Genomic DNA, 16,371 nt, shown 5'->3' on the forward strand with positions numbered 1-16,371 from the left:
TTGTCTCCATTCAGTTTTAACGTCATTGCGATGAGCGAAGCGACGTGGCAATCTCATCAAATATCCTGAGATTGCGGACGTACAATTACTACGTAATTTCCTTGCAATGACGATCTCTTTATTTAGTGACGTCCCCCTACTTCCTTTCCCCATACTTAGTGGTAGAATACTCAAAATGTAGAGCCTTGCCGTCAAATACTTTACTATAAGCATGATGAAGGCTACTTGCTGCTTCGGCAAAACCGGTAAGAATCAGCTTAAGTTTACCGGCATAATGAGCAATATCGCCAATGGCGTAAATACCTTCTATATTAGTTTGATAATAGGAATTATCTACCTCAATATGGTGAAGCTTAACATTTAAACCCCAATTTGCTAAGCTACCTAAATCTTGTTTTAAACCAAAAAACGGTAGTAATATATTGGCATCTAATTTGCGAGTATTATTTTGTAGATCTTTAACTATAACCGATTGAAGTTCACTATTATTACCATCTAAAGCATTTAATTGATAACCGGTTACTAACTCGATTTTACCGGTTTCTGCAATATGCCTTAATTGCCTTACGCTTTCAGGAGCTGCCGTAAATTTATCCCGCCTATGTACTAAACATATTTTATTTGCAATCTCCGAAAGAGAAATAGCCCAGTCAACAGCCGAATCCCCGCCGCCTGCTATAACTATATTTTTACCAGCAAATTTACTTTTATCATTAATGAAATAAAAAACCGACTTGCTTTCAAAATCTTCAATATTCGCAAGGGGCGGTTTATTTGGACCGAATGAACCTGCTCCTGCTGCAATAATAATAACTTTGCTTTTAATAAGAGTATTTTTTGAGGTTTTAATTTCAAAAAAATCATCTTGTTTATTTAGCTCTATAGCTTGCTGATTTAAGTGATATACAGGCTTAAAAGGAGCTGCTTGAAGCTCTAAGTGTTTTATTAGCTCTTCTGCTGCAATTTTAGGATAAGCCGGTATATCGTAAATAGATTTTTGGGGATATAAGGTAATACACTGACCACCAATAACTTCTTGTGCATCAATAACATGACATTTCATGCCAAGCATTCCAGCTTGAAAAACTGCAAATAATCCAACCGGACCGGCACCTATTATTACAACATCAGTATTATACATTACTTTTTATATTTAAATTTTAAAAAGGATTTTATTGGATATTGAGGAAATAATCAATTGTTATGTGAGTATATTTATAGGCATTGCCTAGAAAAAGTTGATGTCGTCATGAGCTAAGCGACTAAAAGGAGCGTGGCAATCTAGGAAAAATAATAAAAAAATGCTATAATTGCAATAATTGAGATTTAATCTTACATTTAGTAAAATAAGATAAATATTAAATGGAGGATTAGAGATGAATCTAAATCAAAAAATAATAAAGCCAAAAATAGGATTACTAGAATTAGCTAAGAGTCTTGGTAGTATATCGTCCGCCTGTAAAGCAATGGGATACAGCAGGGACAGTTATTATAGGTTCAAAGAGCTATATGAAACTGGTGGAGAAGAGGCGTTATATGAGATTAGCAGGAAGAAGCCAATTATAGCAAATAGAGTTGAACCAGCAGTAGAGAGAGCAGTATTAGATATGGCAATAGAATACCCAGCCTTATGGTCAGATGAGAGTATCAAATAAGCTTAAAAAGACTGGTATTCTTGTATCACCTGGAGGAGTTAGATCGATTTGGCTACGTAATGATTTAAATAATATCAATAAAAGACTTAAAGCATTAGAAGCAAAGATGGCTCAAGATGGTATTGTTCTTACCGAAGCTCAGTTACAAGTATTAGAGAAACGGCGTAGCGAAAAAGAAGCCCATGGTGAGATTGATACACAGCATCCAGGTTATCTAGGATGCCAAGATACATATTATGTAGGTAATTTTAAAGGTATAGGCAAGGTATATTCTCAGGTATTTATTGATAGCTATACTAGGGTCGCAGATGCTAAATTATATACTGATAAAACAGCTCTTACCGCTGCTGACATGCTTAATGATAGAGTACTGCCGTGGTATGAGAGTCAGCAAATACCAGTGCTTCGTATTCTAACTGATAGAGGTGGTGAATATAAAGGAAATATAGAACATCATGCTTTTGAATTGTTCTTAAGCATTGAGGGCATTGAACATAACACTACTAAAGCATATTCTCCTCAAACAAATGGTATGTGTGAACGTTTTAATAAAACTATGAAGCAAGAATTATTTGATATGGCTATGCGTAAAAAGATTTATACTGATCTTGATGATCTACAACTTGACCTTGATATTTGGTTAGAACATTATAATAATGAAAGACCTCATTCTGGGAAATATTGTTATGGTAAAAATCCTATGCAGACCTTCAAGGATAGTAAGAAGTTAGCTGTTGAAAAGAATAATGAAATCTTATATCTTGAATACTCATCTGACAGTCATAACTTATCAGACATTCAGATATAATTTTTATAGTGCCTGTAAGATTAAATCTTGACCTCTACATAGCTACTTACTAGGTCTTGGACCGGTAACAAAAAACTATACAGTATATGCACGCCTGCCGTCACAACCTCTTGCCGCTACCGGGACGTTTCAAGACACTATTACCGTAACCGTAACCCAATAATAGACTTCTTGCATAAATTGATTCACAGGGTGCTGGACATTACTATCCGGTATTAGAAAGTTGTATTTTTATTATAACATCAAAAACAATTTAAGTTTTATATTACATAATTATTAATTTAAATTAATAATTATAATAATGTTATTGCTATAACTACATTTAATATTTTGTAGTTACTTAGGCTCTGTTTAATTATGGTTATTTTTTGCTGCAAATTATAAGTTTTTTTTGAAATATGAATAACTATTTCTGCAAAAAAAGCAAAAGTACACAGAACCAATATTTTTAACTCAAATAAAGATCGAATTTATGAAAAATGAAGAACAACAAAATCAACCAGCTCCAAAAATGGTCGAATAATATTCCCTCTTTACACAATGGGAAAAGTTTGTGTAGATAAGAAACTAATAAATGAAGAGTGGAAACTTAACGGATTTGAAACAGGGAAAGGAAGTGATGAGCGTTTTGGAAATGATGTTGCAGGGGAACCGCTACCATTAGATGGGCATATCCTTAATGGTGGGCGTACAGATGATACAGATTTGGTAAATGCTACTAATGAAGAAATAAGAGTAGAATTAACAGATCCAACATTTAATTGGATAAACTTTGCTATACCATTAGAGGGCGAAAAAAAACTTACAATAGAATGGGATTATACTGCGTCACATAAAACTCGTGGTTATATAGTGCAAATGACAAAGGCAGAGTTTACCTTTGAAAATAGACTGAAACACGACGATTTAGAAGAAATTTATAGTGAACTTTCTGATAAATTCCCTTACTGGGATCATACATTAGCTCCTTCTAAAACGATTGAAGTAGCTTTTCCGGACAGAGACCCAGGATATTATGTTGTAGAAGTTGATTGGATAGTAGCCGACACACCACGTAAATTTGTTTCATCATTTATTGTTGAATATAAGGATGAGGTTTCACCGATAGGTCTTAATACGAATGATGGAGAATGCCTTTAACGTTATTCCTGCGTAGACCGATAAAACCCACTATGTCACCCCGTGGTCAAGCCGGCGTTGTTGCATGGCTCGAAAATGCTCAATTTGTCATACCGTGACTTGACCACAGTATCCAAAAAATAACTTGTAGTGTACATTATTTGTCTATTTTTCCTGGATCCCGCAATCAAGTCGCGGGATGACAGGAGAAAAACCGAGCCATGCAACAACACCGGTCAAGCCACGGAATGCCAGAGGTGAAGTTGTTCCACACAACAACGCCTGCTCGCAATGACGGGGCGGTATCCACGCAACGTTGCCTTACCTTCCGCATGATAAGCCTGCGTGTGCCTTAAGAAAGCATAAATAGTAATCAAGAGTGATTTGTGTCAAGTCAAAAATCTAAAAAAAATAAATATTTATATTGAATAAATTATTATTCTCGTGTCTACTTAGGTGAAGATTCTATACACTAAATATGGTGTCATTTTTTCAAAATAAGCATTATAAATAACGCCTACAACCCCATTAGTACCTATAATGAACACGCTTAAAAAAAACAAATTTCAAATAACTATAAACAACAACCATAACAATTTACTTACTCCTTTCGGTAAAGCTATTCTGCGAGATCGATATCTTATGAAAGGTGAGGATTTTCAAGATTTATTTGCAAGAGTTTCTAGTTATTATGCCGACAATAAACAGCATGCTCAGAAGTTATATGAATATATGAGTAAAATGTGGTTTATGCCGGCAACACCAATCTTAAGTAACGGCGGAACGGATAGGGGACTTCCTATTTCATGCTTCTTGAATGAGACTGATGACAGCTTAGATGATATAGTAAATTTATGGACGGAAAATGTTTGGCTTGCTGCACGCGGCGGCGGGATTGGAAGTTATTGGGGTAATGTTCGTTCTATTAACGAAGGGATTCGTGATAAAGGTCATTCATCCGGTATTATACCGTTTATTAAAGTAATGGATTCTATGACTCTTGCTATTTCGCAAGGTTCTATTAGACGAGGTTCATCAGCTGTATATTTGCCTATTAATCACCCTGAAATTGAAGAATTTATTGATATAAGACGTCCGACAGGTGGGGATGTTAACCGAAAAGCTCTTAATATTCATCACGGTATAGCTATAACCGATGAATTTATGAAAGCCGTTGAAAACAATACGGATTTTGACCTTGTTAGTCCTGCTACCAAAAAAGTTGTAAATAAAGTTAGAGCAAGAGATTTATGGGTTAAATTATTAACTACTAGAATAGAAACGGGTGAGCCTTACTTGTTATTTATCGATAGTGTTAATAAATCTGTCCCTGAGCATCATAAAAAATTAGGGCTTCAAGTTAAAATGTCCAATCTTTGTAGCGAAATTACATTGCCGACGGGAATTGACCATTTAGGAAAGTCAAGAACTGCCGTTTGCTGCCTTTCTTCTTTAAATTTAGAGTATTATGAAGAGTGGAAAGATGATAAAGAATTTATCCATTCTATTATGTTGTTCCTTGATAATGTTTTAGAAGACTTTATTAATAAAGCACCGGATACTATGGCAAGAGCTAAATATTCGGCTATGCGTGAGCGAAGCGTTGGACTTGGTGTGATGGGATTCCATTCGTTTTTGCAAATGAAAAAAGTACCAATAGAATCAGTTATGGCAAAAGTTTGGAATAAAAAAATATTTGAATATATATCTGCTGAAGCTGATAAAGCCTCAATAGAAATCGGTAAAGAAAAAGGAGCATGTCCTGATGCTCTAGATGCAGGAAGTAATGAACGATTTAGCAATAAAACTGCAATAGCACCCACCGCTTCAATTTCGGTAATAGCAGGTAATGCCTCACCGGGAATAGAGCCGTTTGCCGCTAATAGCTTTGTACAAAAGACTTTAACCGGTTCTTTTAACGTGCGTAACAAACATTTAGAAAAGTTATTAGAAGAGAAAGGATTTAATAATGATCAAGTTTGGTCTTCGATTGCAACGCATGAAGGATCAGTACAACATTTAACATTTTTATCAGAAGAAGAAAAACAGGTTTTCAAAACCGCTTACGAAATTGATCAGAATTGGCTAATTGAACTGGCAAGCGATCGTACTCCTTACATTACGCAAGCACAATCTTTAAACATCTTTTTACCAGGGAACGTTAGTAAGAAATATTTAAATAATATTCATTTTAAAGCCTGGAAGAAAGGAGTAAAAAGTTTATATTACTGTAGATCGACATCAATACAGCGAGCCGATAAAGTGTCGCATGATGTACTAAAAGCAGATTTTAAAGATTTAGAGGAACAAAACGATAAGTTAGCAGAAGCCGGTAATTACGAAGAATGCTTAGCTTGTCAGTAAGTATAAGTGTTGTTGTATTGATACTAAATCGTCATTGCGAGCGACTAAAAGGAGCGTGGCAATCCAGAAAATAATTAAAAAAATGCTAAAAATATAGAAAAATTAAGAAGAAAAAAATTATGTCACTACTTGATGCAAGTCCAATTTATAAACCGTTTTCATATCCATGGGCATATGAAGCTTGGCACACTCAACAGAAAATTCATTGGCTACCGGAAGAAGTACCGCTTGCCGACGATGTTAAAGATTGGAAATATAACTTAACTCCAGGGGAAAAGCATCTATTAACGCAAATATTTCGTTTTTTCACGCAGGCAGATATTGAAGTGAATAATTGCTATATGAAGCATTATTCACGAGTATTTAAACCGACTGAAATATTGATGATGCTATCGGCGTTTTCTAATATGGAAACAGTGCATATTGCGGCATACTCACATTTACTTGATACGGTAGGTATGCCGGAAGTAGAATATTCAGCATTTCTTAAATATAAGGAAATGAAAGACAAGTATGATTATATGCAGCAATTTGGAGTGGATACCAAAGAAGATATAGCAACTACACTCGCAGTATTTGGAGCTTTTACCGAAGGATTACAGCTATTTGCTTCTTTTGCGATTATGCTTAATTTCCCTCGTTTTAATAAAATGAAAGGTATGGGTCAGATTATTGCTTGGTCAGTGCGTGATGAAACACTTCATACTAATTCAATTATTACTCTGTTCAAGACTTTTGTAAGAGAGAACCCTGAAGTTTGGACGGAAACTTTACGTAAACGTATTTATGAAGCTTGTACGACTATTGTGCATTTTGAAGATGCCTTTATTGAACTTGCTTTTGAAGTCGGCGGTATTGAGGGGTTAACGGCATATGAAGTAAGACAATATATTCGTTATATTGCCGATCGTCGTTTAATGCAGCTAGGACTCAAAGATGTATATTTGGTAAATCATAACCCGCTTCCTTGGCTTGATGAAATGCTAAACGGAGTCGAGCATACGAACTTTTTTGAAAATAGAGCGACTGAATATTCAAAAGCAGCGACCACCGGTTCATGGGAAGAAGTATTCACTGAGATGGATACCAAAAGCGGAGGCTAAATAATATACTCAGGTAGAACTTGAAAAATTGGCAGCCATGTCTTCGTAAGTCCTCGGATGCTGAACATGTTGTGTCGAAGTATACATATTAACAACAAGAATAAAAAAAATTAAAAATACCTAATTTTTATTTTTAAAAGTTTTTTAAAATAGATTTAGAATATTTAAAAATTTCGAGTAATTTTATGGCTGTTACAAATAATAAAAACTATCAAAAAGTTGTAGAAAAAGTTTTATCTTCTTCTAAAGCTAATAAAGCACTAAAGAGTGCAATTAAGGACTTATCGTCTTCAAAGAGTATAAGTTTAAGAACGATGTTACTCGGAGCAAAATTTGTTTTAACTAATCCTGTAAATAGTTATAATCTTGTTAAGCTTGCTAAATCCTCTAATATATATCTTGATCCGGAATTTCAAAAATCACTTCTTGAAAAATCTCCAATATGGGAATTTTTAAAAAAACATTCAGATGATTTGCCTAAAATAGGTCAAATCTTAGCAAATGCGGGCTTTAGAGAATTTCAAGATAAGAGTGTTTTAGATGAAAAGGGACTCGAAATACTAAAAGAATGTTTTAAAAATGAAAAAGTACTTAAAAAACTTCAAGAAATTGCAGTTGAAGTAAAGCAAGAGCTACCGGACTGGAATAAAGTGACTTCTAGAACTTTAGATATGCTGGTTACCGATAAAAATTTCAAAAAATTCTTTAATGAAAAGAGCGAAGATATTACGAATTATATACGCACCGGAGCAACTGAAATACTTCCAAGCGATTATATAAAAACTTTTGATGATATATTACAAAAACCCGAAAAGAAAAATTTATATTCATTAGTTATTAAAATATTTAATGAACATCCTGAGTTTAAACAAGAACTAGCTGAAAATACAAATAATACTCATTCTCTAAAAAGATTTAAAAAACTATCGTCTGAAAAACAAATAATTATTGAAAATTTCTTAGCAGAAGTAAAAGAACAAGCTAAACCTTTCTTAAAAGAACATTTTGAAAGCTACAAAATCGATCTTAAAATTTTAGATATTATTCCTACTTTATTAAATAAAATTCCTGAGACAAAAGAGATTTTTGATACTCTTAACGCTCCAAATCAAGGTGTAATGATATCTCTTGAAAAATCCTTAGAAATGGTAGCGGGTGATGATAAATTAAAAAGTTTTTTTGCTAATAATAAAACAATCTTACCAAATATTGCTTTAGGTATTATTGAAAATACTCCTAGCGTACAAAGCATAACAAAAGAATATAATTTTGATAAACAAATGCTTAGTATAGTAGGCGAAGTTATGTCAAAACCGGAAATTGCTCATGAGATTATTGCAGACTTAAATAAAGGCGATTATATGAGTTTAACAGGTAATATAATCTCTGCCCTTAATGATCATTCATTTAAATTAAAAGATATATTAGTAGAGCAAAGTAAAGAAGGTCTATTTGATAATTTAATTATAGGAGTTTTAGAACAAGATGAAAAAAATAGCCAAACTATAAAACAACAACTTATAAATTACGGTCTGGAAGCGAGTGATATTACAAAGCTAACGAGCATAATGCCTATATTACTTGATAAACCTGAGTCATTAAAAAAGGTTTTTCGAGATTTTATTAAAGGTGATTATACGGGAATGGCAAAAGAGTTAATAGCTTTAACTAAAGATAATCCTGAGATTAAGAGATATTTAAACGATAATAGAGAAATATTTGCAAGTATTTTAGATAAAACTTTAAAAGATATGCCGGGCATAAATAACATTGATAAGAAAGAATTATATAATGTACTTCCATCAATGTTAAACCATCCTGATGAATTAGTTAAAGTTATAGAAGAGGTTGAACAAAGTAATTATCGTGGGGCCGCTAGTGCTATATATAATCTAGCTCAAAAAACCAATTATTTTGAAGGTCAATTGCCGAATATTATAAAAGCAGGTTTTAGCTATGCTACTGAAAAAGTAAAAGACGTATTTAGTCCATCACAAGATTTTAAAGATAAAACTATAGATGAAATTACTCTTAGAAATAATTTAAATAAAATACAAAATGGAAAATTCAGCTTAGAGGGAGCTATATTAGTAGGTAATTTATCTAATATTGACTTCTCAGGCGTATCATTAAAAAATGCAGATTTAACTAAAGTAACTTCTTTAAAAGATTGTAATTTTAAAAATACTAATTTAGCAGAGACTAAATTACCTGATAATTTAATACTACTTACTGATACTTACAATCTCGATAAGGCTATTCCTCCTTTAGCACCTGAACTAATTAAAGAACAACAAGCAAAATTAATTGATAAGGCAATTGATAAAGTATTTTTACAAATACAAGCCGAAGAAAAAAGAAATTTACTTAGTAAAAAAGAATTTGCTCAACAGGTAAATATATTATGCGAAGAAAATCAAGTTGTTAAAGACTATATTATAGAAAAACTAAACTCGCTACCTATGAATATGATTACTAACCTAGCTACTCCTAAAACAAATCAATATAAACATATTACAAATCATGTAAATTCTCCATTACAAATATTGAACCCTTTATATGAAAATATTGCAAATAAACAAGATATTAAGAGTAATTTATTTGCAAATATTTTAACCGAGAAAATATCACAAAAACTTTTTGATAAAGGTGATAATAGAGGTGAAGATTTTTATATGATTAATCAGATGCTAAAACCTATCGTTTCTAAATATTCTAAAGAGAATCCTGATAATATAAATAATTTTTTAGAGTCGAAAAATCTAGAAAAGTTAGCAAGTAATATTGCCTCTACTTTAAATTCTAAATCTAAATATACTTGGGCATGCACTATTACCGGTGGAATTTACTTACCAAAAGAAATCTTCAATGAACAGTTAAAAGATAATTTTAAGAATGAGTTTGAAAATATTAATAAACTAAATGTTTTAAAAGAAGCAAAAAATATAGTTTCAAATTTAGATAGTAAAGTGCATATAGTAGATAATCCCGATAAATCACATACTTACGAATCATTACCTACAAAAAATAAAAAAAATACCCAGATAACTCCATAAATCTTAGATCAAATTGATTTAATTATCATATTATGCAATAAAAATTAAAATATTTAAGTAGTCCTTAATTTATTTCCTTGAATCAATTTTAAGATAATTTAATGTTTATGTAATTAAATACATTTCATTATTTTTATGGCAGTTACAAATTCCATTAAAGATATTAAATTAAAGAATTTTAATAAAACTGTTAAAAGGACATTATCTTCTCCTGATGCAGACAAGGCATTTACAAGCTTTATTTATGACCTCGCATCTCCAAAGAAAAAAATATTACCCGTTAGCATAGGAGCATTATTAAAAGGTGCAAAGTTTGCTTTAACAAATCCCGTAAATAGTTATAATCAAGTTTAACAAGATTATAACTATTTACGGGATTTGTTAAACTTGCAAGCTCCTCTGATATATATCTTGATTCAAACTTTCAAAAATCCGTTCTTGAAAAATCTGAAATATGGGATTTTCTAAAAAAACATGCAGATGATTTACCAAAAATAGGGCAAATCTTAGCAAAATCAGGGTTTAGAGAATTTCAAGAAGGTAGTTTTCTAGATCAAAAGGGCCTTACAACATTAAAAGAATGTTTTAAAAATGATAATGTACTTAAAAGCATTAAAGAAATTGCAATTGAGCTAAAGCAAGATGTACCCGACTATAATAAAGTGACTTCTAAAACATTAGAAATGTTATCTACCGATAAAAATTTCAAGAAATTTTTTAATGAAAACGGAAAAGATATAGCAGATTATATACGTACCGGAGCAACAGAAATACTTCCAAGCGACTATATAAAAGCTTTTGATGATATATTACAAAAACCTCAGGGTAAGGATACATATGCAAAAGTTATAAAAATATTTAATGAACATCCTGAGTTTAAACAAGAGTTGGCTGAAAATATAAACAATCCTACTGCTCTAAAAAGGTTTAATAAATTATCTCCTGAAAAACAAATAATTATAGAAGGTTTCTTAATAGAAACTAAAGAACAAGCTAAACCTTTTTTAAAAGAATATTTTGAAAGCTTATTGTAGATACTATCCCTACTTTATTAAATAAAATGCCTGAAACAAAAGAGATTTTTGATACTCTTAATGCTCCAAATCAAGGAGTAATGGTAGCTCTTGAGAAATCTTTAGAAATGGTAGCAGGCGACGATAAATTAAAAAGTTTTTTTGCTGATAATAAAACAGTCTTACCAGATATTGCCTTAGCTATTATTGAAAATACTCCGAATATACAAAGCATGACGAAAGAATATAATTTTGATAAACAAATGCTTAGTATAGTAGGCGAAGTTATGTCAAAACCGGAAATTGCACATGCTATTATTACAGATATAAATAAAGGCGATTATATGAACGTAACAAGCCGTGTAATTAATGCTTTTAACGAGCCTTCATTTAAGTTAAAAGATATATTAGTAGAGCAAAGTAAAGAAGGTTTATTCGATAATTTAATTAAAGTGGTTTTAGAACAAGATGAAAAAAATAGCCAAACTATAAAACAACAGCTTGTAAATTATGGGCTAAAAACAAAAGATGTTACAAAACTTACGAATGTAATGCCTGTATTACTTGATAATCCTGAATCATTAAAAAAGGTTTTTGATGGATTCGTTAAAGGTGATTATACGGGACTAGCTAAAGAATTGGTAATGTTAACTAAAGATAATTCCGAAATCAAAAAATACTTAAACGATAATAAAGAAATATTTGCAAGTATTTTAGATAAAACTTTAAAAGATGTACCCGGTATAAATAAGCTCGATAAGAAAGAATTATATAATATACTAACACCTATGCTCAATCAACCGGATAAGCTGGTACAAATCATAGAAAATGTCGAAAATAAGAAGTATATGAATGTTGCTACTAGTATAGGTAGTTTAGTTTGGAAAGAAGGTCAAACACTGAATATTATTAAACAAATACCAAATGTTGTTAAAGCGGGAGTTGGTTATTTTAAATCTGATAAGGTACCTGTAGAATTAGAAAATAAAGTTCCGGCTGATGTATTAAAAGAAGCACAAAACATCGTCTCAAATTTAAATAGTAAGATTAATATTGTAGGATCTAAAACAAATACACTTTCCATTACTCCTATTTCTAATAATAAAAAGAAAGAAGAAATAAATAGATAAACTATACTAGCTGAATTTGAAAAATTGGCTTCGTTGTTTTTTGCTTTTAATCCTCACGTTACTCGTATGTACACTGCGATTAAAAGCTTCAAAACGCCTTGCTCTTTTCCAAATTGAGCTTCGTCTACCAACTCTTCATTTACTCGAAGTATATAGGAAAGTTTCTTAATATTTGTGCAAACTCTTCTTGGTTAGAATATTCTAATGTAGTTTTATCTTCTATCTGATTTTTAAACCAAGTAACTTGTCTTTTAGCATAATGGCGGGTTCGTATTTGAGCTGCACTTAAAGCCTCATCTAAAGTAAGGTTACCGTCTAAATAAGCTAAAATTTCTTTTACTCCTACTGCTTTTAAATTTGAATAATCTTGTGGTATGAATTGTTTTTTTATCAAAGCAATTTCGTCAATTGCCCCTTCTTTAAATATCTTATCTAAACGCTCATCGCATGTTTTATACAAAAATTTTCGTTCAGGATTTAAGAAAATAATTTTGAAATTAAAATCAGATAAGATTTGTTCTTTTGGTAAAGTTTGAAAGGAAAAAATAGATTTACCGGTTTGCAAGAATACTTCATAAGCTCTAATTAAACGCTGAGTATCATTTTGGTTTATTTTAGAAGCAGCAAACGGGTCAAGCTCCTCTAATTTACTCCATAGCTCTATATTACCTATTTCAGTATGTAAGTTTCTTACTTGTTCTCGTAAATCTTCTGATATATCAGGGATATTATTATAGCCAAAAACTAACGAGTTAATATATAATCCGGTTCCACCTATTAATATAGGTAGCTTGCCTCTCGCAGTTATTTCTTTTATTTTTTCCGTAGCAAGTTTTAGATATTTTACTACCGAAAAATCTTCTGTAATTGATAGAAAATTATATAAATGGTAAGTAACTTCAGCTGTATAGCTTTTCGGAGGGGATGCGGTAATAATAGAGATTTCTTTATAAACCTGCATTGAATCAATGTTTACTATCTCTCCATTATAAGCTTTGGCAAATTCATGCCCTAAATAAGACTTTCCGCTAGCAGTCGGCCCACATAATATTACTATTTCTTTTTTTATCACTGATATATAGTTTAGCCTATAATTATTGGGGTGTTGCATGGTGCGGTTTTCCGTCATTGCGAGAAAGCATTACCCACAAAATCGTCATTGCGAGCCAGCATTTATGCTGGCGTGGCAATCTCAGGAATTTTGTCTGAGATTGCTTCGTCGACGCCTATGGCGTCTTCTCGCAATGACGAAAAAAACCGCCCCACGCGACAACACCTCGCAGGAATTAAACGTTTTCAGTTTCATCAGCCTTAGGCATCACCTAAAGCCTGAGCCTCATCCACTGGTCCACTAAATGTTATTACACCTGGGTTAAAACCGGAGTCAAAAATAATATTTGTCTCACTATGTATTGATATACCGACACTAAAAGCTAAAGCAGTAAGCTTTTTAATTTCTTCAAACTGAGAATTATCATTAATAATATGATTCCCATTTCCGTCTGTTCCTACCGAATGCTTGCTAACTATAGCACGTAATCTATCTAATGCCATTTGTTCAGTTGCTAAATTTATTTGAAGTTGTTTAATGTCAATAGGAAACCCAATGTTAAGAGCTTGTTTGGACATATTATTTTTCCTTATATTAATAAGGTACGAAAAATATATAAAATAATATTTTAGAAAGCAATAATTTTTTAAAAATTAATTAATAACCTGTATTTCTCAAGATATTTATTAATTATAGTCATTATTTCCTCTAAATCTTCTTTACTTGCTGATTCAGCTCTTGCAACTATAATAGATTCGGTATTAGAGCTACGTAATAACCACCAGCCATGCTCAGTATTTACCCGCACACCGTCAATATCATTAAATTCTATTTTATCATCAAGTAATTTTTGCTTTATTTCTTCTATAATTTTTAGCTTTAGTTGTGAAGGAACGGAAATTTTAATTTCCGGTGTACTATAGCTTTTAGGTAGCTCGTCTATTATCTCATCTAGAGTTTTATCCGATTTGCTCAGTAAATCTAAAAATCTAAGGGCTGCATAAATTGCATCATCAAAGCCAAAATATTTATCGGCAAAGAATATATGCCCACTCATTTCACCGGCAAGTAAAGCTTTTGTCTCAAGCATTTTGCTTTTAATAAAAGGATGACCTGTTCGCCATATTATAGGATTCCCGCCAAATGACCTAATTCTATCAACTATTAACTGACTGGCTTTTACATCAACTATTATAGTTGCGTTTGGATTTTCTTTTAAAATATCCTCAGCAAATATACATAAAATTTGATCACCAAATAATATTTTACCGTTCCCGCTTACAATACCGATTCTATCACCGTCACCGTCAAAAGCTATACCAAGGTCATAATTTTGTTCTTTAACTAATTTAATTAGTTCTTGTAAATTAGCAGGGTTGGTAGGGTCAGGATGATGACTTGGAAAATTCCCGTCAATCTTACTATTTATAATTATGTTGTGATTAGTTAAATGCTTTTTTAACTCTTCAATAATATTGCCCGTTACTCCATTGCCGCAGTCCCAAGCTACTTTTAATTTAGGATTAATGCTTATTCCGTCTAAAATATTTTTTAGGTATTTATGTTCTATATTATGTCCATACTCTATGTCATTCCCGCGAAAGCGGGAATCCATGTCTCCATTTGTAGTAAGCCGGATTCCTGCTTTTGCAGGAATGACATGATTATCCAAAATCCTTACTAGTAAATCCTGTATCTGATCACCGAAAAAAGATTTACCGTTTTGTAGTATTTTAAAGCCGTTATCGTCACGAGGGTTATGCGATCCCGTAACCATAATACTACCGGCAGGCATAAAATGTTTATCGGCAAAATATAGAGCGGGAGTCGGAACTACACCAATATTTATGATTTCAGCCCCTGCCTCAGTTAATCCTAATTCTAAGGCTTTACAAAGGGTAGGGGAGCTGAGCCGACCGTCTAAACCAACACAGATTTTGCTATTATCTTTTGTTATAGTCATCTTGGCAAAACAAAAGCCGATTTTATAAGCTACTTCTTCTGTTAAATCCTTAAGGCTATTGCCTCGTATGTCATAAGCTCTAAAAATTTCTTTGTTAATTTGCATAAAAAACCCTTTATGTCATTCCTAGCTAAAAGCGGGAATCTAGTACGTTGCTTTGTCATCCCGCGACTTGATCGCGGGATCCAGTTAAAAATATTAATATCATAAGCTGTTTTTATGGACCCCGTGGTCAAGCCACAGGGTGACAACCTAGCACGGGATGATACATAGTCTAAAAACTAAAGCTCTCTCCCAAATACACTTCCTTAACTTTCTTGCTACTTGCTATTTCCTTAGGTTTTCCTTCTAGCAATACTTTACCTTCAAAAATAACATAAGCACGGTCGACTATATCTAGAGTATCACGCACGTTATGGTCAGTAATTAATATACCTATATTAAATTCACGTAAATAAGTAATTAGATTTTTAATATCGGAAATAGCAAGCGGGTCAATACCGGCAAGCGGTTCATCAAGCATGATAAATTTAGGCTCTATTGCAAGTGAACGTGCAATCTCAAGCCTACGCCTTTCACCGCCTGATAAGCTAGCAGCGGATAAATCTTTTAAATGAACTATCGAAAATTTCTCTAGTAAATTATGGGTTTTTTGTTCAATTACTTCCTTATCATTTTCAGATATCTCAACTACAGTCTTAATATTATCCTCAACCGATAATCCTCGAAAAATTGAAGGTTCTTGAAGAAGATAGCCGATTCCAAGCCTTGCTCGTAAATAAATAGGTAGGTTAGTAATATTTATATCGTTTAAAAGTAATTGCCCTGAGTCCGGTTTCATTAAACCGATAATAATGTTAAAACAAGTTGTTTTACCGGCTCCGTTCGGACCGAATAAACCAACTATCTCTCCTTGTTTTATATTCAGAGATATATCAGTTAATATATTCCTTTTTTTGTAGGATTTTGATATATTTTTAACTTGTAAGCTGTCCATCTTTTTTATTTGCGTTTTTTTGTGTGGATTAATTCTCAACGTCATTGCGAGCAGCCGTAGGCTGCGTGGCAATTTCGTCAAATATCCTGAGATTGCTTCGTCGAAACTTTCA

12 protein-coding genes and 2 pseudogenes are annotated in these 16,371 nt (G+C 32.4%); 9 read left to right on the forward strand and 5 right to left on the reverse strand.

Features of this window, described 5'->3' with window-relative positions; translation table 11 throughout:
- Positions 1-136 precede the first annotated feature (136 nt).
- Positions 137-1,141, reverse strand: a complete 1,005-nt coding sequence (locus ACE38Q_RS02355; protein ID WP_500189956.1) for an NAD(P)/FAD-dependent oxidoreductase — start codon at positions 1,139-1,141, stop codon at positions 137-139.
- Positions 1,142-1,376: 235 nt separating this feature from the next.
- On the opposite strand from ACE38Q_RS02355, the pseudogene ACE38Q_RS02360 reads away from it, so the two are divergent.
- The 9 genes and pseudogenes from ACE38Q_RS02360 (at position 1,377) to ACE38Q_RS02400 (ending at position 12,248) form a co-directional block, all read left to right on the forward strand.
- Positions 1,377-2,463 (forward strand): annotated as a pseudogene (locus tag ACE38Q_RS02360) (IS481 family transposase).
- A gap of 40 nt (positions 2,464-2,503) precedes the next feature.
- Positions 2,504-2,626, forward strand: a pseudogene (locus ACE38Q_RS02365) (spore coat protein U domain-containing protein); the annotation flags it as partial.
- Between the two features lie 377 nt (positions 2,627-3,003).
- The gene (locus ACE38Q_RS02370; RefSeq protein WP_500189957.1) at positions 3,004-3,603 is read left to right on the forward strand and encodes a lytic polysaccharide monooxygenase; all 600 of its coding nucleotides are present in this window, start codon (positions 3,004-3,006) and stop codon (positions 3,601-3,603) included.
- Between the two features lie 519 nt (positions 3,604-4,122).
- A complete protein-coding gene (locus tag ACE38Q_RS02375) occupies positions 4,123-5,946 on the forward strand; it encodes a ribonucleoside-diphosphate reductase subunit alpha (RefSeq protein ID WP_500189958.1) in 1,824 nt (607 codons plus the stop codon).
- 119 nt (positions 5,947-6,065) lie between these two features.
- Positions 6,066-7,049 carry a ribonucleotide-diphosphate reductase subunit beta gene (locus ACE38Q_RS02380; protein ID WP_500189959.1) on the forward strand — a complete coding sequence of 328 codons (984 nt, stop codon included), beginning with the start codon at positions 6,066-6,068 and terminating at the stop codon, positions 7,047-7,049.
- A gap of 185 nt (positions 7,050-7,234) precedes the next feature.
- Positions 7,235-10,105 (forward strand): pentapeptide repeat-containing protein, encoded by a 2,871-nt coding sequence (locus ACE38Q_RS02385; protein ID WP_500189960.1) that lies wholly within the window; start codon positions 7,235-7,237, stop codon positions 10,103-10,105.
- Between the two features lie 135 nt (positions 10,106-10,240).
- A complete protein-coding gene (locus tag ACE38Q_RS02390) occupies positions 10,241-10,459 on the forward strand; it encodes a hypothetical protein (RefSeq protein ID WP_500189961.1) in 219 nt (72 codons plus the stop codon).
- Between the two features lie 308 nt (positions 10,460-10,767).
- Complete coding sequence (locus ACE38Q_RS02395; protein WP_500189962.1) at positions 10,768-11,139, forward strand: hypothetical protein; 372 nt, start codon at positions 10,768-10,770, stop codon at positions 11,137-11,139.
- 623 nt (positions 11,140-11,762) lie between these two features.
- A complete protein-coding gene (locus tag ACE38Q_RS02400) occupies positions 11,763-12,248 on the forward strand; it encodes a hypothetical protein (protein WP_500191216.1) in 486 nt (161 codons plus the stop codon).
- Positions 12,249-12,387: 139 nt separating this feature from the next.
- Here ACE38Q_RS02400 and miaA read toward each other — a convergent pair whose 3' ends face one another.
- From miaA to lptB, 4 genes are all read right to left on the reverse strand, one after another.
- Positions 12,388-13,359: a tRNA (adenosine(37)-N6)-dimethylallyltransferase MiaA gene (gene miaA, locus ACE38Q_RS02405; protein WP_500189963.1), complete on the reverse strand. Its 972-nt coding sequence runs from the start codon at positions 13,357-13,359 to the stop codon at positions 12,388-12,390.
- Positions 13,360-13,559: 200 nt separating this feature from the next.
- The gene (locus tag ACE38Q_RS02410) at positions 13,560-13,877 is read right to left on the reverse strand and encodes a hypothetical protein (RefSeq protein WP_500189964.1); all 318 of its coding nucleotides are present in this window, start codon (positions 13,875-13,877) and stop codon (positions 13,560-13,562) included.
- A gap of 68 nt (positions 13,878-13,945) precedes the next feature.
- Positions 13,946-15,367 (reverse strand): phosphomannomutase/phosphoglucomutase, encoded by a 1,422-nt coding sequence (locus ACE38Q_RS02415; protein ID WP_500189965.1) that lies wholly within the window; start codon positions 15,365-15,367, stop codon positions 13,946-13,948.
- 169 nt (positions 15,368-15,536) lie between these two features.
- On the reverse strand, positions 15,537-16,259 hold the full coding sequence (gene lptB / locus ACE38Q_RS02420; RefSeq protein WP_500191218.1) for an LPS export ABC transporter ATP-binding protein: 723 nt from the start codon (positions 16,257-16,259) through the stop codon (positions 15,537-15,539).
- Between the last annotated feature and the right edge of the window lie 112 nt (positions 16,260-16,371).

The organism is Rickettsia endosymbiont of Thecocarcelia acutangulata, from assembly GCF_964263195.1.
Classification (GTDB): domain Bacteria; phylum Pseudomonadota; class Alphaproteobacteria; order Rickettsiales; family Rickettsiaceae; genus Rickettsia; species Rickettsia felis.